This window comes from Rhizobium sp. R86522, from assembly GCF_042466255.1.
GTDB lineage: Bacteria > Pseudomonadota > Alphaproteobacteria > Rhizobiales > Rhizobiaceae > Allorhizobium.
On sequence record NZ_JAXHBX010000001.1, the window covers coordinates 1,470,867 to 1,488,773 of the forward strand.

General features: G+C 61.0%; 19 protein-coding genes. 12 read left to right on the forward strand and 7 right to left on the reverse strand.

The genetic code is table 11. The features are described from left to right. The first annotated feature begins 26 nt into the window (after positions 1 to 26). Entirely contained in the window at positions 27 to 1,049 is a 1,023-nt protein-coding gene (locus SJY08_RS06970) for an SDR family NAD(P)-dependent oxidoreductase (RefSeq protein ID WP_083229533.1), read from the forward strand. A 106-nt stretch (positions 1,050 to 1,155) separates the two neighbouring features. Beyond that, the gene (locus tag SJY08_RS06975; RefSeq protein ID WP_069041295.1) at positions 1,156 to 1,734 is read left to right on the forward strand and encodes an HdeD family acid-resistance protein; all 579 of its coding nucleotides are present in this window, start codon (positions 1,156 to 1,158) and stop codon (positions 1,732 to 1,734) included. A 9-nt stretch (positions 1,735 to 1,743) separates the two neighbouring features. On the opposite strand, the gene SJY08_RS06980 is transcribed toward SJY08_RS06975, so the two are convergent. Next, positions 1,744 to 2,244 (reverse strand): BON domain-containing protein, encoded by a 501-nt coding sequence (locus SJY08_RS06980; protein WP_377275131.1) that lies wholly within the window; start codon positions 2,242 to 2,244, stop codon positions 1,744 to 1,746. Between the two features lie 65 nt (positions 2,245 to 2,309). Continuing rightward, positions 2,310 to 2,804: a peptide deformylase gene (locus SJY08_RS06985; RefSeq protein WP_377275132.1), complete on the reverse strand. Its 495-nt coding sequence runs from the start codon at positions 2,802 to 2,804 to the stop codon at positions 2,310 to 2,312. Positions 2,805 to 2,984: 180 nt separating this feature from the next. Here SJY08_RS06985 and mgtE point away from each other — a divergent pair, with 180 nt between their 5' ends. Together mgtE and SJY08_RS06995 are read left to right on the forward strand one after the other, a co-directional pair. Continuing rightward, complete coding sequence (mgtE, locus tag SJY08_RS06990) at positions 2,985 to 4,397, forward strand: magnesium transporter (RefSeq protein ID WP_377275133.1); 1,413 nt, start codon at positions 2,985 to 2,987, stop codon at positions 4,395 to 4,397. Positions 4,398 to 4,505: 108 nt separating this feature from the next. Then, positions 4,506 to 4,898 (forward strand): MerR family DNA-binding transcriptional regulator, encoded by a 393-nt coding sequence (locus SJY08_RS06995; RefSeq protein WP_054149681.1) that lies wholly within the window; start codon positions 4,506 to 4,508, stop codon positions 4,896 to 4,898. Positions 4,899 to 4,922: 24 nt separating this feature from the next. Here SJY08_RS06995 and SJY08_RS07000 read toward each other — a convergent pair whose 3' ends face one another. The 3 genes from SJY08_RS07000 to SJY08_RS07010 all read right to left on the reverse strand — a co-directional run bounded on the left by SJY08_RS07000 (position 4,923) and on the right by SJY08_RS07010 (position 7,245). Beyond that, the gene (locus SJY08_RS07000) at positions 4,923 to 5,399 is read right to left on the reverse strand and encodes a methyltransferase family protein (RefSeq protein WP_377275134.1); all 477 of its coding nucleotides are present in this window, start codon (positions 5,397 to 5,399) and stop codon (positions 4,923 to 4,925) included. Positions 5,400 to 5,469: 70 nt separating this feature from the next. Beyond that, positions 5,470 to 6,483 carry a heparan-alpha-glucosaminide N-acetyltransferase gene (locus SJY08_RS07005; RefSeq protein WP_377275135.1) on the reverse strand — a complete coding sequence of 338 codons (1,014 nt, stop codon included), beginning with the start codon at positions 6,481 to 6,483 and terminating at the stop codon, positions 5,470 to 5,472. Between the two features lie 69 nt (positions 6,484 to 6,552). Beyond that, the gene (locus SJY08_RS07010; RefSeq protein ID WP_054149678.1) at positions 6,553 to 7,245 is read right to left on the reverse strand and encodes a DUF599 domain-containing protein; all 693 of its coding nucleotides are present in this window, start codon (positions 7,243 to 7,245) and stop codon (positions 6,553 to 6,555) included. A gap of 597 nt (positions 7,246 to 7,842) precedes the next feature. Here SJY08_RS07010 and SJY08_RS07015 point away from each other — a divergent pair. The 5 genes from SJY08_RS07015 (at position 7,843) to dusA (ending at position 13,050) form a co-directional block, all read left to right on the forward strand. Beyond that, positions 7,843 to 9,243 (forward strand): L-serine ammonia-lyase, encoded by a 1,401-nt coding sequence (locus SJY08_RS07015; RefSeq protein ID WP_377275136.1) that lies wholly within the window; start codon positions 7,843 to 7,845, stop codon positions 9,241 to 9,243. A 271-nt stretch (positions 9,244 to 9,514) separates the two neighbouring features. Continuing rightward, positions 9,515 to 9,952, forward strand: a complete 438-nt coding sequence (locus SJY08_RS07020; protein WP_054149676.1) for a DUF1489 family protein — start codon at positions 9,515 to 9,517, stop codon at positions 9,950 to 9,952. Between the two features lie 126 nt (positions 9,953 to 10,078). Beyond that, positions 10,079 to 11,167, forward strand: a complete 1,089-nt coding sequence (locus SJY08_RS07025) for a DUF1176 domain-containing protein (RefSeq protein WP_377275137.1) — start codon at positions 10,079 to 10,081, stop codon at positions 11,165 to 11,167. A gap of 117 nt (positions 11,168 to 11,284) precedes the next feature. Next, positions 11,285 to 11,917, forward strand: a complete 633-nt coding sequence (locus SJY08_RS07030; protein WP_377275138.1) for a tyrosine-protein phosphatase — start codon at positions 11,285 to 11,287, stop codon at positions 11,915 to 11,917. A gap of 65 nt (positions 11,918 to 11,982) precedes the next feature. After that, positions 11,983 to 13,050, forward strand: a complete 1,068-nt coding sequence (dusA, locus tag SJY08_RS07035; protein ID WP_377275139.1) for a tRNA dihydrouridine(20/20a) synthase DusA — start codon at positions 11,983 to 11,985, stop codon at positions 13,048 to 13,050. Positions 13,051 to 13,127: 77 nt separating this feature from the next. On the opposite strand, the gene SJY08_RS07040 is transcribed toward dusA, so the two are convergent. After that, positions 13,128 to 13,340 carry a cold-shock protein gene (locus SJY08_RS07040; RefSeq protein ID WP_006724570.1) on the reverse strand — a complete coding sequence of 71 codons (213 nt, stop codon included), beginning with the start codon at positions 13,338 to 13,340 and terminating at the stop codon, positions 13,128 to 13,130. Between the two features lie 450 nt (positions 13,341 to 13,790). Between SJY08_RS07040 and SJY08_RS07045 the strand changes: the two genes are divergently transcribed. Both SJY08_RS07045 and SJY08_RS07050 read left to right on the forward strand, forming a co-directional pair. Beyond that, a complete protein-coding gene (locus SJY08_RS07045) occupies positions 13,791 to 14,417 on the forward strand; it encodes a J domain-containing protein (RefSeq protein ID WP_377275140.1) in 627 nt (208 codons plus the stop codon). Between the two features lie 304 nt (positions 14,418 to 14,721). After that, on the forward strand, positions 14,722 to 15,015 hold the full coding sequence (locus SJY08_RS07050; protein ID WP_054149656.1) for a DUF6074 family protein: 294 nt from the start codon (positions 14,722 to 14,724) through the stop codon (positions 15,013 to 15,015). 68 nt (positions 15,016 to 15,083) lie between these two features. Here SJY08_RS07050 and SJY08_RS07055 read toward each other — a convergent pair whose 3' ends face one another. After that, the gene (locus tag SJY08_RS07055) at positions 15,084 to 15,614 is read right to left on the reverse strand and encodes a hypothetical protein (protein WP_377275141.1); all 531 of its coding nucleotides are present in this window, start codon (positions 15,612 to 15,614) and stop codon (positions 15,084 to 15,086) included. 1,498 nt (positions 15,615 to 17,112) lie between these two features. Between SJY08_RS07055 and SJY08_RS07060 the strand changes: the two genes are divergently transcribed. Next, entirely contained in the window at positions 17,113 to 17,733 is a 621-nt protein-coding gene (locus tag SJY08_RS07060; RefSeq protein ID WP_377275142.1) for a hypothetical protein, read from the forward strand. The last annotated feature ends 174 nt before the right edge of the window (positions 17,734 to 17,907 follow it).

A 17,907-nucleotide genomic window follows, 5' to 3' on the forward strand; every position in this document is an offset into this window, starting at 1 on the left:
TAACAATTTCCAAGGAGGATGCCGAAATGGACAGACGTGATTTGTTGAAGGGCGTGTCGCTTGCTGCCGGTGCGGTCGCAGCGAGCGCGGTCATTGATGGGGTCGCCGGTAACGAGGCCACTGCGCAGATGGGTGGCGGCCGAGCCGATGGCAACGCCGTTGTCGGCATTACGCCCACGCCTGAAGATTTCTTCATATCCAACCGATTCGCGGGTCGAACCTTCATCGTGACCGGCTCGGCGCGCGGCATGGGCCAGGCAGCGGCGATCCGGCTTGCGCGCGAAGGCGCCAATGTCGTCGGCGTTGACTGGATCAAGGATCTCGGAGAGGCGACGCACAATTCAATTCTTGCCGGCGGCGGCAAGAGCGTTTTCGTGTTCGGTGACGTCGGCGATCCCGCCGTCTCGGAGCAGGCCGTTGCCCAGGCCGTATCGCAGTTTGGCAAGCTCGACGGGGCACTCAACAATGCGGGGGTGATGGACGGCGTCTACTCGGGTGATCCGATCAATTACGAGAAGCAGCGCGACCTGATCTTCGCGCCGATTCACGAGGCCGGCGACCTCTATTGGGACAATGTCTTCAAGACGAACGTGACCGGCGTGTTCTACAGCATGCGGGCGCAGTTGAAGCAGCTGGTCAAGCAGAGCGCCGGCGGAGCGATTGTCAATGTGGGCTCCATCGCCGGCATGACGGGGCTTTCCGGCAATCCGGCCTATGTGGCGAGTAAACATGCCGTCACCGGATTGACCCGGAATGCGGCGATCGACTACGCGCCCTACGGCATTCGTGTGAATTCGGTCAACATGGCGGCGACCGATACGCCGATGGTGGCGCGCGCCGGCGAACTGGTGGCGCTCGCGTCGCAGGCCGCGACCGGACCGACCATGGGGCGAATCAAGATCGACAGCATCCTCGCCTATACCGACAAGAAGCATCGTCCGGCGACTGTGGCCGAGCAGGTGAGCATGATGTTGTTCCTGCTGTCCGACGAGGCGTCCAATTTTACCGGCGGCATCTACGCGACCGACGGAGGCTGGACGGCCTATTGAACCGACCGTGCAAGGCGGCGTATCATCGGTTCAAGACCAATGATGCGCCGCCGGCCATCTTCGTCTGCATTCTTCCTGGCCGATGCCCGGCGAAAAGGAGCGGTCCATGACGATCTCACTGGATGCTGCAGCCCAAGTTTATCGTGAAGCGGTGCGCCAGTCCGTGCGCAAGCATGCGACGTTCCATCTCGTCGAGGCGGCACTGCTGGTGGTGACGGGCATCTTCGCGGCTTTGTTTCCGTTGGTCTCGTCCGCCGCGGCAGTTGTCACCTTCGGCTGGCTGATGGTGCTGACAGGCCTGATCCAGTGCCTTGGACTGATCAGTGCTCGCCACGCGCCGAATTTCTGGCTGCAGTTCACTTCCGCCGTGCTTGCGGTGCTGCTGGGTATCCTGCTGCTGCGCAATCTCGGCGAAGGCCTTCTGCTTCTCTCGCTGCTGATGGTGATCTTCCTCATGATCGAAGGGATTTCGAAGGTCGTCTTTGCGATGACGATCCGTCCCCTGCCAACCTGGGCCTGGACGCTGGTGAGCGGACTTTTGTCGATTGCACTTTCGCTGGTTCTGCTTGCGGCCATGCCGCTCGCCGCGCTATGGCTGATCGGCTTGATCCTCGGAATCAATCTGATCGCCATTGGTATGGCCCTCGGCGCTCTGGCATGGGCTGTTCGCCAAAGCGCCGCCTGAAAGGGCGGATTAATCCCCATCATGAGGAATGTGACTGTCGACGCCGAGCGTTGTGATGAAGTTCTTCACGTCGCTGACGCCGTTCACGCCCAGTACCTTCAACTCGACCATCCGGCGCTCCTCCGCCGTGTCGACCGACCCGCGCAGCGTCACGGCATGGCCGTCCACATGGATATCGAGACCGGCCAGAATGGTGTCATCAAGACCTTCAAGCGCGGTCGCGATATCGGATTCGAGCTGGTCATCGTCTTCTCGGCCATCCGTGGTCGGCAGTACCGGTGTGGCGACATCAGGCTCGAAGCCGTCGGCATTGACCGCGTCGATCCGAAAACCTTCGTTGCGGTCACGATCGAAGTTGGCGCCGGTTTCGCCATAGCCGCGATTCTCGACCGGTGTCGCCGTCGCACCCGCGCCATCGGCATAGGGCCAGCCTTCGCCGATATTGCGCTGGTCGTAATCGCGGTAATCGTCTTCGCGGGAAAATTCGGTCTTGCGGTCGTCCTTGGCCATGGGAGGGCTCCTTTTCATCTCGTCTGACGGAGATAACGCCCGGCCACTGGCTTTGTTCGATGCCGTCAGCGCGGCGCCTTGTCCCATTTCTTCAACAGCCGCTCACGCTTCAGGCGCGAGAGCCTCATGATCCAGAAGATGCCGTCGAGCTGGTCTATCTCGTGCTGCATGCAGATCGCGGCAAAACCTTGCATCTCCTCCTCGACCACGGTCCCGTCCAGCGTCTGATAGCGGATCCTGACGGCCTCGGGTCGCGTGACCTCGTCGGTCATTCCCGGCATCGAGACACTGCCTTCAGTATGGGTCATCATGACATCGGAGGCCCAGAGGATTTCCGGGTTCACATAGTCGCGCCGCCCGCCAATTTCGGGGAGGTCGATCACCGTCAGTCTTTGCAGAATGCCGCAATGGGGTGCGGTGATGCCGACACCGGGGGCAGCCTTCATCGTTTCGTAGAGATCGTCGGCGAGGGTGGCGAGGTCAGCCCCGAAGTCGCTGACGGGCTCGGTGGTCGCCTTCAGGGCGGGGTCGGGATAGCGGCGGATGGTCAGGCGGGTCACGAAAAGCTCATGTCTTCAGGTGTGATGTGATTGTCGGCTGTGGCGGTCCGGCGACGCTAGCAGGCGCAGCATCGCTTTGCACTGACAACAGGAGATTTCCGCTATCTGCTTGTTGACTTGAGGGTTTTTGCGGCCATTCTCCGGGGCGTCCGAGTGTGGTGCCGCGAGTGAGAGGTTGGGATGACAGAGAACGAAGACGAAATTGTCAACCGTCCCGCGGCCGAAGAAAGCCACGACGACATCTATGACGACGAGGGATCTGTCCGTCACGATTTCCTGACGTTGGTCGGGGCGGCGATCACTGATCGTGACGTGCTGTTTCTCCGCCAGAACGTCGCGCGATTGCACGAATCGGAACTCGGCGACCTGATCGAGGCGATCCAGCCCGATCAGCGTTTGGCAATGATCCGCCTTCTCGGCGACGACTTCGACATGACGGCGCTGACCGAGGTCGATGAAACGATCCGTATGCAGATCGTCGACCAGATGCCGAACGAGCAGATTGCTGCTGCCATCGGCGATCTCGATTCGGACGATGCCGTCTATATTCTCGAAGATCTCGACGACGAGGACCGCGAGGAGATCCTTGCCCAGCTGCCGTTCACCGAACGGGTGCGTCTGCGTCGTGCGCTCGACTATCCCGAAAGCTCGGCCGGCCGACGCATGCAGACCGAATTCGTTGCCGTGCCGCCCTTCTGGACGGTTGGGCAGACGATCGACTATATGCGCGACGAGGAAGACCTGCCGGAGAGCTTTACCCAGATCTTCGTTATCGATCCCACCTTCAAGCTGCTCGGCGCGGTCAATCTCGATGCGATCCTGCGCACCAAGCGCCAGGTGAAGATCGAGACCATCATGCATGCGACCAACCACCCGATCCCGGCCGAGATGGACCAGGAAGAGGCGGCCCAACTCTTCGAACAATACGACCTCTTGTCGGCCGCCGTCGTCGACGAGAACGAACGGCTGGTCGGCGTTCTCACGATCGACGACGTGGTCGACGTCATCCAGGAAGAGGCGGAAGAAGACCTGTTGCGCCTCGGCGGCGTCGGCGACGAAGAACTCTCCGACAGCATTGCCGAAACGTCTCGTTCGCGCGTGCCGTGGCTTGCGGTCAATCTGGTGACCGCATTCATGGCGGCCTCGGTGATCTCGCTGTTCGAGGCGACCATCCAGGAGATCGTCGCACTCGCCGTCCTGATGCCGATCGTCGCTGGCATGGGTGGCAATGCCGGTTCGCAGACGATGACGGTGACGGTGCGGGCGCTTGCGACCCGCAATCTCGACATTCACAACGCCTTCCGCGTCGTGCGCCGCGAGGCGGGCGTCGGCCTTTTGAACGGTCTGATCTTCGGCGTTTCGATCGGTGCGGTGGCGGGTTTCTGGTTTCAGGACCCCAATATCGGCGTCATCATTGCCACGGCGATGCTGATCAACATGATGGCGGCCGCCATCGCCGGGATCCTCATTCCTATGTCGCTTGATCGGTTCGGCGCCGATCCTGCCGTCTCCTCGGCCGTCTTTGTCACAACCGTAACCGACATCACTGGCTTCTTCGCCTTTCTGGGGCTCGCGACCTGGTGGTTCATGTGACCGGCGACACAGGCAAGACTGCATAATCGCGCAAGAGGCGGTCAGGGCAATGCCGAAAAATTGACTTGTACGTAAAAGTCAATATCATGGTCATCCCTACAGGATCGGATGACCGTGAAGAAATACTATAGCATAACAGAGCTCACGCGAGAATTCGGTGTGTCAACGCGCACCCTGCGTTTCTACGAGGACGAGGGCCTGCTGCATCCGGAACGTCGTGGCCGGACGCGCCTCTACCGTGCCGCTGACCGCCGTTTCCTGCAGGAGATCCTGCGCGGTCGCCGTATCGGCTTCACGATCGCCGAAATCCGCGAAATCGTTCACGTCTACAAGGAGCCGCCGGGCGAAATCGGGCAGCTCAAGCTGATGATGAAGAAGATCGACGAGAAGCGCGACGAGCTTCGCCAGAAGCGCCGCGATATCGACGAGACGCTCTCGGAACTCGATCAGGCCGAAGAAGCCTGTCTCACCCGCCTGGTGGAAATCGGCGTCGGGACCTGATCCCGGGCCGGCAATCTCCCCGAATCAGATCCAGCGCCGCGTGCGCTTGCGGTAGCTTTCGTAATCGTAGCCGAAGCGGGCTTCGAGATGGCGTTCCTCCCTGGGGATCGCCAGGATCCGTGTCGCCAAAAGCGCCAGGAATGCCGCGATGAAGAACCAGGCATTGCCGGTTATAAAGCCGAGCGCCACCGTGAACAGCGTATAGGCGAGATAGATCGGATTGCGGCTGAACCGAAACGGACCGCAGGTCACGAGATGGCGCGCACAGCCGGTATCGAAAACCGGGGTCTGTCGCTCCATAAGGGTGCGCACCGCCCAGATGTCGAGGGTAACGGCAAAGAGGCCGATACTGAATCCGATCGACGGCAGAAGGTAGGGAAGCGGCGAGGGGACCGGCGCCAGGGCAGTGAACCTGCCGGCCATGATCGCACCGATGATGCCAGCCAGATAAAGCAGTGGCGGCCAGGGATATCGCAGAGGCTTCGCGCGGTAGGCATTCATATTAGAATTCCCCCTTGTACCAAGTCGAGGTGATGGAGGACCTATGGGGGCCTATCGTCGAGATTTGGTACTACGGCGCTGGCTGACTCCTGATGGTGCATTCCTCGGCCAGCGTCTGGATGCGTGTATTCTGCTCGTCCAAGTTTGCGCCAGACTGGACAGGGTCGAGGAGGTTTTCTGCCTGCAGGCGCTCCAGGGTGCAGCTGCAGAAACGCTCGCAGAGGCCCGCATCGTTGCCCTGCTGTGCACAACTTGCCTCGCAGCTCCCGATATAGGATGCGACCGGATCCAGGGCGGGCGGCGGTATGACGAAGCTCGCCAGATAGACGCCGGCAATCAGCACCGGTTGGTGTAGCAGATAGACGGTCAGCGAGTGGCGTCCGCCCCAGCGTAACCAGCGAGGCCCCGCCGGCAGCCGGTCGATCCAGCCGAGGCGGTTGCGATCGACCAGAAACCGTGCCGTGGCGATGCCGGTCAACAATGCGCCGATCCAGGGCAGGAGGGGCACATAGTCATTGGATCGGGGCAGGGTCTCCGAGATCCCGAGGAACCAGAACCAGGCCGAATTGAAGGCCGATGAGCGCAGGAATTCGGGGAGAGAAAACGCCACGACTGCCGAAAGCAGTGTCAAAATCGGCGGGACCCGGAGGAAGAGAAGGCCGATCAGGCTCGAGAGCGCGATGGCATGCAGAATCCCGAAAAAGATCCAGCTGTCGGGCGTGAACCAGTAGGTGGCAATGGAAATGGCGGCCGCTGCGGCGGCGATCACGCCAAGGCGCCGCAGGAAGGGGTCAAGCCTGAGCCTCGGATAATGCGCAAGCACGAGGCTGAAGCCCGCAAGGAACAGAAAGCTCGACGCGATCATGCGGGCGTAGAGACGCAGGAACCCTTGAGTAGATGTCCCGGGCGCGAGGTAACCGAAGAATTCCAGGTCCCAGCTGAAGTGATAGGTCGCCATTGCGATCAGGGCGAGCCCGCGCGCCGCATCAAGCGCCAAAAGGCGCGGTCGGGTCGCAACGGTTCGGGGCTCGGTCGGATCTGCCACTTGCTCTTCCTTAAGCTCTTCGACGGTGGACCTCGCCATCGTCACTATGGTTCGGCGGGGTCGGCACCAAAGACGGCGAATTCAAGGCTGCGGCCACCATGCCTGCCATCACCTGTCGCTCGTGTTGAGGAGGGCAAGGCGCGCCTCGGAGAAAAACTGACGGCGCAGCAGCACGATGAAGACGAGTACCGTGGCGATCATGAAGACCCAGGGGCTGACGAACCAGCCGAGATAACCAATCGAATAGAAGATCGCTCTAAGTCCCATGTTGAAGTGGCTGGCAGCGATGATGTTCATGCGAATTGTTCGCTCGGCGGTTTGCATCGCCCGCTCAGGATCCTTTGCCGCTTCGTCCGCCATCGGGATCGCGCCGAAGAGAATGGTGCAGTAGTTGAACAGGCGATAGGACCAGCCGAACTTGAAGAAGGAGTAAGCAAACAGTGCGATCAGGCCGCAGACCTTCAGCTCGAAGATCGCGCGCCCGCCCTGCACGATGTAGGGGATGTCCCTCAAGATGGCATCGACCTGCTCGGTCGCACCAAGAAGCGCGAAGCAGCCACCGATCGCGAAGATCGTCGTGGAGGCAAAGAAGGCTGTTCCGTTCTGCAATCCGCCCATGATCTGCGTGTCGATCATCTTCAGATCACGCTTCATCGAGTTCAGGATCCATTCGCGTCGGCGCTCGGCCATGGCCTTGGTGAGGCTCGTTCTCGACAGGATCTGCTGGTCGCCGGTGATGCGAGCATAAGCGAGCCAGAGCAGCAGAAAGAGCGCCATGGCGCAGTAGTCGACAATGGTCATATCGAGCGAATCCCAGGGGCAAGATCGGTTGGGGCATTATCCTGCCGTTCGGTTCATCCACAACGGAAATTAACCACCCGAAAGATATTGGCCCGAATTGGGGCAGGGCGGTTGCGGTTCTGATGTACGCAGCAAGCTGCTATCCCATTGAAATCTCGACAATCCATGCAAGCTGCGCATGCCTGCCTCCCATCTGGAGCCTTCCTTTTGCCATTTTTGCAGTTGCGAACCCGCTCCGATTTTAATAGATCAGGCGTCAGAAAGCGGTCGGGGGACGGCTTTCCCTGTGAATGTGATCTCACTCGGAGTTTTCATGGAAGGTAGTTTCCATAAGTCGTGCTGGGGTGTTACATTTCGTGCCTTGATGGGTTTCGCCGGCTTCATGTGCCTGGCTTACCTTTTTGGGTCGATCTGACTCCCGCCACAGGCGATTGATCAAACAGCGCGGTCCTCACGGCCGCGCTGTTTGCGTTTCCGCAGTTCCGATCTCATCTCTCGTCATGTCGCGGCGGTGAAAGCCGATGTCGATTGCAAGGAGCATTCGTGCTACGCGATGCTCTAGCCTTTGCGCTTTCAATCCCGCATGCGAGGAGCTCCATGTTTCTTTCGGTTTTCGACGTGTTCAAGATCGGCGTCGGCCCCTCGAGTTCCCACACCATGGGTCCGATGACGGCGGCCAACCGGTTCCTCGACCTCATTCTCTCCGACCAGTGGCCGCGTCCGGCTGGCGCGCAAGTGGCAGCGCTCAAGGCCAGCCTGCATGGTTCGCTCGCCTATACCGGCATTGGTCACGGCACGGGCAATGCTGTCATCATCGGTTTGATGGGCGAAGCGCCTGATAGCATCGATCCCGATCGCATGGAGGGCATCATCGCCGAGGTCGAGCGATCCGGGCGCGTCACCCCTCCGGGTCACCCGGCTTATCATTTCCAGCCCAAGGACGATCTTGTCTACGACAAGAAGACGCCGCTCTCGGGCCATGCCAACGGCATGCGGCTTTCTGCGCTCGACAAGGACGGTCGGGTTCTGCTCACCCAGATCTACTATTCGATCGGCGGCGGTTTTGTCGTCACCGATACCGAGCTGCTCGCCATGCAGAAGCAGAAGAAGCAGGCCTCGTCGCAAAAAGTGCCCTATCCCTTTTCCTCGGCGAAGGAAATGCTGGCGATGGCCGCGGCTTCAGGGCTTTCGATTGCCCAGATGAAGCGGGCAAACGAGGAAGCGGTCCGCTCGCGCGAGGATCTGGATGCCGGGCTCGACAAGCTCTGGGACGCAATGTCGAGCTGCATTGATCGTGGCCTGCGCCAGGAAGGCCAGCTACCGGGCGGTCTCAAGGTTCGCCGCCGGGCCAAATCGATCCACGACAAGCTGCAGGAAGAGTGGCGCTCCAACCGTCTCAATCCCGTTCTCGCCAATGACTGGCTCTCGGTCTATGCCATGGCCGTCAACGAGGAAAACGCCGCTGGTGGCCGCGTCGTAACCTCGCCGACCAATGGGGCGGCCGGTGTGGTGCCGGCGACTGTCCGCTATTACCTGCATTTCCATCCCGATGCCGATCAGGAGGGCATTCGCGACTATCTGCTGACGGCGGCTGCCATTGGTGGGATCATCAAGCACAACGCTTCGATCTCGGGCGCGGAAGTCGGCTGTCAGGGCGAAGTCGGCTCGGCCTCGGCCATGGCCGCAGCGGGTCTTGCCGCCGTTATGGGCGGCACGCCGGAACAGATTGAAAACGCTGCCGAAATTGCGCTCGAACACCATCTCGGCATGACCTGCGACCCCGTGGCAGGCCTTGTCCAAGTACCATGCATCGAGCGCAATGCGCTTGGCGCCGTCAAAGCCGTCACCGCCGCCTCGCTCGCGCTCAAAGGCGACGGCGTGCATTTCGTGCCGCTCGATGCCTGTATCGAAACCATGCGCCAGACCGGCAACGACATGAGCGAGAAATACAAGGAAACCTCGCTCGGTGGGTTGGCCGTCAACGTCGTGGAATGTTGATGCGGGCAGGGGGGCTGGCGTGGCGGCGGCTGTCTCGACACCTTCCCTCCGTCATCCTCGGGCTTGTCCCGAGGATCTGCCGCCGCTGCGATGTGTTCGGCGCCAGTGGTCTGTTCTTCCTGAACGTTCGGTCCTCGGCCTCTCTCAATAGATCCTCGGGGCAAGCCCGAGGATGACGCCGTGTCCAGAAAAACACCGAAACTGTTGAGCACATCACCCCTGCGACACGCGGGCCCTTGACCCGCCAGTGGGACTGTCTATCTCGGGTGTCATGGCACTGCATCTCCTCAAGCTCTGCGTCGGAGCCGACTCCATCGATGATCTGCGCGACTGGGTCGCCGAACGCTGCCTCGTCGCGGTTGCGGCGGGCCTGGAGCCGCATTCTTCGCATGTCACCCGCATGGTGCCGAAGCGCATGGAGGAACTGCTCGATGGCGGTTCGCTCTACTGGATCATCAAGGGCCAGTTGTCTGCGCGGCAGAAGCTCCTTGATATCAAGACCTTCACCGGCGGCGACGGGATTACGCGCTGCGAGCTGATCCTCGGCCCCGAGGTCATCGAGGTGGCACCGGCGCCGCGCCGTCCGTTCCAGGGCTGGCGCTATCTGGATGCGGATGTCGCCCCGCGCGACCTTGCTGCCTCCGGCGCCGATATCGAGGACATGCCTGACGATCTCAAGCGGGAACTGGCCGAACTCGGCCTGCTTTGAGTTGTCCTTTTTGATCCGCATCAGGAGAAGGTTCCGGCTTGTGAGTGCCGGTCTCTGACGGTACCCTAAATTTTGGGTGGATTGCGCTGCCAGGGGGCAGGGCGCGGTCCGGGATCAGGGGGAACCATGCCGTCTTATAAAATGCCTTGTCTTGCGCTGGCGCTGGCTGTCGCCGCGTCGCATCCTGCTGTGGCGGAAAACTCGTCGATCGATCTGAAGCTCTTCGGCAAACACGAGATCGAGGGCGGCCTCAGCACCTGTCATCTCGCCTTCTGGCAGAGCAACAAGGATCCCGAGACCGACAAGTATGCCTATCTGATCTATATGCCCTTTGATCAGGACGGCGTGCCGTTGCAGGCGGTTGTCGAGATCGGCACGGAGAAGATTGCGCTGACGGAGAGCGCGCGCGGCGATTTCGATCCGCCGTCGCGGCTCGGTTACCGCCTCTTTTCCAGCATCGACCACGAGACGCATATGCTGGTTCGGATCGAAGAGGCTGTCGTGACCGGTTCGTTGCAGACGGTCGGCAAGGCAACCGTCACTGTGGTGCGGCAGGATCTCCCGCCCTTCGTTGCGGGCGCCAAGGGCGTCATCGGCTGCCCTGGCACATCGGCGCCCGAGACGGCTGCCGCTATTCCTTCTGAGCCCGTCTCCGACGAGGGTGCCGCCGCCGGCGGGCCGTCGCCCTATACCGGCCCCGTCGGGCTGCCGCTTGCCCCGCCTGTCCTTCTGGCATCGACAAGCGAGGTGCCGGATGCCGTTCGCCGCGAGATTGCGACCTATGCGCCGGATCAATGCAGCGAGCCGGAAACGCTTGCCTATCCCGGTCAGCGTTATGCCGTGAACGACAACTTCACTCTCTGGGAAGTACCGTGTTTCCTCGGCGCTTATCAGGGCACGAGCATCTTCGCGATTACCCAGAACCCGCCTGCCGACTGGGCGACGATGCTGAGCCTGCCCAATCCGCCAGCGCTTGAGGGCGAGAACAATGCCCAGATGATGAACCCGGAGGTCTTTGCCGAAAAGGGTCTGTTCATCTCGACATCGCTCGCGCGCGGCGAGGGGGATTGCGGCACCTATCAGGTCTTCCGCCTGATGGATGCGCCGGGCGAGACCCTTGAATTCCAGCTGATGGAGTATCGCGAGAAGGTGAATTGCGACGGCGTGCAGAGCGAGCCATCCGAATGGCCGCTGCAGTTCCAGCCCGGAGAATGAATAGCGCGGGTGCCCTCATGCTGACCGAATTGCAGGATCTGCGACCAGGTCGGATACTTCGGCCATCGAAACGTCCCAATTCGATTTCAGTCGTCGATGACAGTCAACCAGTCGGCCATGAGAGGAACTCGTTTGCGCGCCCATGATCTGCCGATCTCCGATAAGACGCCTCAGCGGACAGGAACCCTCGCGCGGCGGATCGCGCTGCGCCTTGGGCTTACCCTTGTCGGCCTCGCCGGCCTATTCGGTGTCTATGACGGCCTGCTGATCTTCTCGGGCAATTTCCACGAAATTGTGCCGGGCCAGTTCTATCGCTCGGCGCAGCTTTCCGGCGAACGCCTCGGCGCCGAGATCGATCGCTACGGGATCAAGACCGTGATCAATCTGCGGGGAGAAAGTCCGGACAGGGGATGGTATATCGACGAGGTTGCGGCGACGGCTGCGCATGGGGCAACCCATGTCGATTTCGGGATGTCCGCCAGCCGCGACCTGACGCCGGAGCGGACACAGGAATTGCTGACGCTGCTGAAAACCGCCAAGCAGCCGATCCTCGTGCATTGCATGTCCGGCGCTGACCGCACCGGGCTTGCCTCTGTGATCTTTCTTCAGCAAGTGGCCGGCATCGACGAAGAGCAGGCCGAGTGGCAGCTTTCGCCGATCTACGGCCACATCAACCTGCCCTTCCTTGCCGTCTATGCCATGGATGATACCTGGGAGAGCCTTGAAAAACTGATCGGTCTGGAAAGCTGACGCAGCCACCCCTGGGCGCGATCGGTCGGTGTCCTTTCGTCGCAAAGCATGCTATGGGCGCGGCCATGACGACAGAACCCGACTTTTTCACCCGCGCCACTCCCGGTCCCGTCCCCTATGGGCGGGCGGTGTTTGCGGTTGCGCCCATGATCGACTGGACGGATCGGCATTGCCGGTTCTTCCACCGGCAGCTTTCGGCCCGCGCGCTGCTCTATACCGAGATGGTGGTGGCGGATGCAATCATCCATGGGCCGCGGGAGAAATTGCTATCGTTCAACGAGGCGGAACATCCGGTGGCGCTGCAGATCGGTGGTTCGGATCCGCGAAAGCTGGTCGAGGCGGTGAATATTGCTGCTGATTACGGCTATGACGAGATCAACCTCAATGTTGGATGTCCCTCGGACCGGGTTCAGTCGGGGACGTTCGGGGCTTGTCTCATGCAGACGCCCGCAGTGGTCGAGGCCTGTGTCACGGCCATGAAAAAGGTGGCGACGGTACCGGTGACCGTCAAGTGCCGGATCGGGGTGGATGAGCAGGAGCCGGCGGAGGTGCTTCCCGATTTCCTCGCCCGGATGATCGGGGCGGGGGCGGATGCGATCTGGATCCATGCCCGGAAGGCCTGGCTGAAGGGGCTTTCTCCGAAGGAAAACCGCGAGATCCCGCCGCTGGATTACGAGCTGGTCTACCGGATGAAGCGGGAAAACCCCGGTGTTTTCCTCGGCATCAATGGCGGGATCAGCGATCTCGATCAGGCCGTTGAGCATCTCTCCGTCATGGATGGGGTCATGCTGGGGCGGGCGAGTTATCACAATGCGACGCTTCTGACCGAGGTCGATTCCCGTATCTACGGCGAGCCGGCCGTGGCGGTCGATTGGGACCAGGTGCGTGATGTGATGATCGAATATGCGGAGCGGGTGATCGCATCCGGCGGGCGGCTCAACCATGTCACGCGGCATATGGTCGGGCTGTTCCAGGGCTATGCCGGTGCCCGCCGTTACCGGCAGATCCTGTCGTCGGAGGCGACCAAGCCGGGTGTCTCGCCACAACTCATCGCCGAGGCCTTTGCGGCGGTCGATATTGCTGGCGGGCCAAAAACACACGGCGCGTCAAGCACCTCTGCCGCTGCGGAATAATCTCTAGCGCTGCTTTTCGGCAAATCTTGGTCTGAAATCGAAAATGGCGTCCCGTGGGACGCCATTCGAAAGTCAGATCAGGCAGCCTGGATGTTGACGGCCTTGGGGCCCTTGCCCATGCGGTCCGGCTCGGTGTCGAAGGTGACCTGCTGGCCGTCCTGCAGGGTCTGGAGACCCGAGGCCTGAAGCGCGGAGATGTGGACGAATACGTCCTTCGCGCCGCCTTCCGGGGTGATGAAGCCGAAGCCCTTGTCCTGGTTGAAGAATTTTACGGTGCCCTTGGTGGCCATGGGGATAGTCCTTATTCCCGTGTTGTCGTCTGCGCCGCGGCCGGCTGACCGGAAGCGGCTGGTTGAAGTTCCGCCGAAACGGAACCGTCGAGGGATCGCGATAACGGGGAAAGAACGTCTACCGGCGGGAGAAGGCCCCCAATGACCGCGCGGGCGGTCGATACAAGTCAGTCCAGTCTCCGGGATCATTTGTGCCCGAACCTACAAAGAGGTAGGGACATTTCGGAATCTTGGCAAGTATGAAAAGTCACAGTCGGGCCGACAAAAGCGCGGCAACGGGCTGAAATCCTTGAGATTTAAAGGGTGGTACCGTTTCCATGCACCCGTCCTGCACCCGATACCCTTGGGCAGGCCGTGCAGATCGCGACCGGGGACAGATGTTTGTTCCGTCTTGAAGCAGCCGCCATCCGGGTTTAGGGGAGAGGTGGCTGGGCACGGGAGTGGATGAGTATGGCAAAGACGGGTGCCGCAGTGATCGACCCTTACGAGGTCCTGGGCGTGGCCCGCGATGCCGACGAGGCCGCCATCAAGGCCGCCTACCGCAAGGTGGCGAAAACAGCCCATCCGGATGCCGGTGGCGATACGGAAGCCTTCGCGAAGATCTCCGCCTGCTACGAACTGCTGAAGGATCCCGTGCGCCGCCGCGTCTTCGACGACACCGGCTATGATCCGCAGCTGGCCGAACCCGCCGACCTCAAGGGGCTGATGGTGCTGGAAACGCTGATCAACGACATGATCCTCGACGAGCGCGAACCCGGCTCGTTCGATCCGGTCGCGGGGCTGCGCCGCAAGCTGACCGACGACATCCTGAAGGCCCGCTTCCACATTCTTGAGCTGGAGCGCCACCGGGCGCGGGTGCGCAAGCATCTCGACCGGCTCGGCCGCCGCCCCGAGACCGATGTGCTCGGCTCGATGCTGCGGGCCCGGGCGCAATCGATCACCGATGCCATCAAGGCCTCCGATGTGCAGATCGCCGCGATCGAGCGGGCCTATTCCATGCTCGAGGGCTATTCCTACGAGATGGAGCCTTTGCCTTTGGAAGTCGAGACCGAGGAGCTGCCGAAGGCGGCTGAGTAGGGGCGGAACGTAAGCTCCGGCTGACCTTTTCCGGCCGAAAGCCTGACAAAACACAAATCTCGTGGAGAACCTGTCAACGCCTGTTGACAGTGACTTAGCGTTTTTTAGTATCGCGACATACTCCGGTGAACTGGCCCTTGTCGAAGACAGTATCGGCACTGTCACCCCAGTAGGACTGGCATGGCATGACATGGCATGGCATGGATCAGGTCCGCCGGGCGCTGCGCGCGTTTGCGCTGCCTCATCCTGATCCGTGAGCCCCTGGGAGGGGGTCCCCAGATACCAACAACTGGAGAAGGCACAGATGCATAGCGACGGCTTCGTATCGCAGGCGCGCGAGACGATCATACACTTCCCCCTTGCGCATCGTCGGCAACTCGTTCGCTCCGCCGCCTGTCGGCTGGATCAGCTGAACGGACAGGCGGCGACCGATTTCTGGAAAACGCTCTGCAGCCGGTTGAAAACCGAGCTGTTCGATACCGGCCAAACCTATGAGGATGTGCGCCGGGAGATCCTCGCCTTTCAGGCCGAGGTGCACCGGGAGCTGTTCCTGCTCTACGAGCCTAATGGCTGCGAGCGCAGTCTCGCGGCGACCTAGCGTCGCTTCCACTCCCTTGCGACAACAATGGCTTTGCGGCCTGTCTGGCGTGACGACGGCAGGCCGTGTCATTGCGTGTCGCAGGATGGGGGCCTGCCTCCTGACGACGCGGAGCCCGGATTTGCGCGTGGGTTTGTCTCCCGCTTGGAGTGGCGCCAGATTCGGCGGCACAGGGCGGATAGTTGCGGGTTTGGGTCGCTGGCGGCCCAGGCGGCAAGCGCTGTCCGTTCGCTCTCCGGATGCGGGCCTGGGCGGGTGTGGATGCGCTCGACGATCGCCAACGCCTGGCGAAGGTTGTTGGCCGCCTCTCTGTCATCCGGCCAGATGCCGGGGGCGGTGCTGTCATCAAGAGGCGGAAGCAGGTCACTCGCCATGGCCAGGAACTGCCGGCGTGCTTCGGGTTTGGCGCGGAGGGCGCAGGGCGGCAGCCTTTCGTCTGCGGTGAGCGGGGCGACCGGGCTGAGTGCTGCGCCGCTGCAGTGTCGGCTGCGCCGGCACTGGCGCCGTGGGCAGCGGCGCGGGATTCCGCGTTCGTCGAAGGTGTCGCGCAGCAGGCGCAGCTCCAGCGGTTCGGGGGCGGGGGTTCGTGGGTCTGGCATGTCGGGCTCCTTTCGGTTGTTAGGGAATTGGCGAAATAGGGAAGCAAGGAATGGGCGGGTGGGGTGCCTCTCCCCTTGTGGGAGAGGTTACAAAATCGAGGGCTTAGCCCGATCAGGGCTAAACCTCAGATTTTGTTGGTGAGGGGATCGGTGATGGTGGCACGACGAACGGACCCCCTCACTTGCGATTTCAGATGTTTAGGCGGCTTGCGCTCGCCTAATTCATCGAAATCGCTTTCTCCCCCACCAAGGGGGAGAGGGGCTCCGCGCTTGCGGCCCGCTCTCCACCCTCCAGGAACTGAACTGTCAAAAACCCCAAGCTTCGCCGCCGGTCGGGATCACCTCCCTCCGGGTGGGTCATGCTTGTTTCGGACGAGGCGCCAGAAGCAACCTGTCTAAGTAATGTATGTGGCTCCTTCCGGCGCCTCGTTCGGCGTCTATTCCCGCTGCATGCGTCTCTCTGGCAAGGCGGCGACGGTCCTTGGAACTTGCGTTCCAGGAATGACCGGGCGTAGGGTCCGGCTTGGCAGAGTCCCCCGAAGAGTGTTCTGCCAGAGCCTGGCCGGTGGCCCGGGAGGTTCCCGCCGGATGGTGCACCATGCCGACCGGGACCCTCGCCCGGGGGATGTTTTTGGATCATTGGCGACCGTCCATCATCCCCGCCGTTTTGTTCGCCCCGCCGTCTGGATATTCGCGACAGCGTGGGCGCCTTGTCTGTGTGCCTCTGAGGCACGTCCTTCCGATCGGGGTATCCGGTGAGAGGCATCCGACCCCGTCACCTTCGTATCCAGCCCCACGTCCGGAGGGAGACCGTTGCAGCGGGCCGGGGATTTGGATCTGCGACAACCCTCCACCCCGGCGCCGGCCCCGCCTCGCCTGACATCGCATCGTCAGGTGTATCCGAGGGCGGGACGGGGATTAGGGTAAAACAGGGAAAATGGGCGGGGATGAAAAAACTTTGTTTTGTTGATTTTGTTGGGGGATTTTCGAAAGTCGTCCCCCTCCGACTGCGGGAATTGAGGGGTTTTTGGCGGCTTTTCTCTTCTCCCCAGCGGGGAGAAGGTGCCCCGAAGGGGCGGATGAGGGGGCGGCGCAGCCGAATGCCGACGGGCACAGAATAGCCCGGAACCCTCAACCATCGTGCCTTGCGCTCCGCGCCCCCCTCATCTGGTCCTGCGGACCATCTTCTCCCCGCTGGGGAGAAGCGGGAGCGAAACGCAAGCGCGACGCCCATCTCCCCCCTTGCGGGGGAGAAAGCGAAATCGAGGAATTGGCCCGATCAGGGTCAAACCTCAGATTTCGCAAGAGGGGGGCTCGGTGAGGTGAGTGCCAACGGAACCGTGCCCCTCTCCAGGAAAATCTGAAGTTTAGGCGGCTTGCGCGGACCTCAAGCCTTCAATTTTTTGTTCAGATGGGCATGGGCGGAGGGGGGGCCATCTACCACCGTCTAAACGAACTGGATTGACACTGGTCGTCGATTATAGCCTCCGATATAGCAATGATGGGGAATACAACTTCAGCGGGGGACTATACCGATGGGAATTCGGCCGCCGGACAATGTCATGGCTTGGCTTGGCTCGGGCCTCTGGTGCTGATCAACACTTTCCTCTGGATTCTTCTTTCGGTGCCTGAAGCAGGTCAGGCTGTTTGCGGGCAGTCCGACACGTGTTTGGTTGACTGGGTCGGTGCGCTAAGCGGATGGGCCGGCGCTTTCGGCGCTTTGATCGCGGCTTGGTGGACAGTGTCGGGTCTCCGAAAGCAGATTCAACTACAGCAATTCCAGATTGATTTTCAGCTAGGCGATGGTGCGCCGACAATCCAACCGCTCGGCAAGAGAGGAGATCGCGCGCCAGCTCGATTCAAAATCGTCAATTGGAATCGAAGAACGATTTCCATCACTAGAATAACCGCTACGGCTGGAGACTTTGTGGCACCAATAATTGCGATGGAGCAAGAAATTGCTTCGACTAAAGGGGGTAGCGATTATTCCGTAAGACCCGATGGGACATTAGATTGGAAGCCCTATTTGGAAGGCTGGCTCGACCGTAGCGCAGCTGCTCCAGCTTTAGTCTTTAAAATCAAGTACAACGAAGAAGATCTAGATGTTTTTCCGACTTAACCGCGTCAACCGGTAACCATCCAAGTGTACCTCCGAGCTGTCGGCGAACCTACAGCTATGGAGTGGCGAATTGAGTTAACAATGGATCGATGGGCTGTGTTTCCGATCAGTGAGGCCTACTATTTTGACCATGACCATCTATTTCGGCAAGGAAATTACGAAGGATGAATTTGG

What these genes read in the sequence shown, in the direction of transcription:
- SJY08_RS07055 (WP_377275141.1), bottom strand. Translation starts at nt 15,614, where the DNA reads ATGCCAGACCCACGAACCCCCGCCCCCGAACCGCTGGAGCTGCGCCTG.
- SJY08_RS07040 (WP_006724570.1), bottom strand. Translation starts at nt 13,340, where the DNA reads ATGGCCACCAAGGGCACCGTAAAATTCTTCAACCAGGACAAGGGCTTC.
- SJY08_RS07045 (WP_377275140.1), top strand. Translation starts at nt 13,791, where the DNA reads ATGGCAAAGACGGGTGCCGCAGTGATCGACCCTTACGAGGTCCTGGGC.
- SJY08_RS06975 (WP_069041295.1), top strand. Translation starts at nt 1,156, where the DNA reads ATGACGATCTCACTGGATGCTGCAGCCCAAGTTTATCGTGAAGCGGTG.
- SJY08_RS07010 (WP_054149678.1), bottom strand. Translation starts at nt 7,245, where the DNA reads ATGACCATTGTCGACTACTGCGCCATGGCGCTCTTTCTGCTGCTCTGG.
- dusA (WP_377275139.1), top strand. Translation starts at nt 11,983, where the DNA reads ATGACGACAGAACCCGACTTTTTCACCCGCGCCACTCCCGGTCCCGTC.
- SJY08_RS06995 (WP_054149681.1), top strand. Translation starts at nt 4,506, where the DNA reads ATGACCGTGAAGAAATACTATAGCATAACAGAGCTCACGCGAGAATTC.
- SJY08_RS07025 (WP_377275137.1), top strand. Translation starts at nt 10,079, where the DNA reads ATGCCGTCTTATAAAATGCCTTGTCTTGCGCTGGCGCTGGCTGTCGCC.
- SJY08_RS07030 (WP_377275138.1), top strand. Translation starts at nt 11,285, where the DNA reads ATGAGAGGAACTCGTTTGCGCGCCCATGATCTGCCGATCTCCGATAAG.
- SJY08_RS06980 (WP_377275131.1), bottom strand. Translation starts at nt 2,244, where the DNA reads ATGGCCAAGGACGACCGCAAGACCGAATTTTCCCGCGAAGACGATTAC.
- SJY08_RS07015 (WP_377275136.1), top strand. Translation starts at nt 7,843, where the DNA reads ATGTTTCTTTCGGTTTTCGACGTGTTCAAGATCGGCGTCGGCCCCTCG.
- SJY08_RS07020 (WP_054149676.1), top strand. Translation starts at nt 9,515, where the DNA reads ATGGCACTGCATCTCCTCAAGCTCTGCGTCGGAGCCGACTCCATCGAT.
- mgtE (WP_377275133.1), top strand. Translation starts at nt 2,985, where the DNA reads ATGACAGAGAACGAAGACGAAATTGTCAACCGTCCCGCGGCCGAAGAA.
- SJY08_RS07005 (WP_377275135.1), bottom strand. Translation starts at nt 6,483, where the DNA reads ATGGCGAGGTCCACCGTCGAAGAGCTTAAGGAAGAGCAAGTGGCAGAT.
- SJY08_RS07050 (WP_054149656.1), top strand. Translation starts at nt 14,722, where the DNA reads ATGCATAGCGACGGCTTCGTATCGCAGGCGCGCGAGACGATCATACAC.
- SJY08_RS07000 (WP_377275134.1), bottom strand. Translation starts at nt 5,399, where the DNA reads ATGAATGCCTACCGCGCGAAGCCTCTGCGATATCCCTGGCCGCCACTG.
- SJY08_RS06970 (WP_083229533.1), top strand. Translation starts at nt 27, where the DNA reads ATGGACAGACGTGATTTGTTGAAGGGCGTGTCGCTTGCTGCCGGTGCG.
- SJY08_RS07060 (WP_377275142.1), top strand. Translation starts at nt 17,113, where the DNA reads ATGATGGGGAATACAACTTCAGCGGGGGACTATACCGATGGGAATTCG.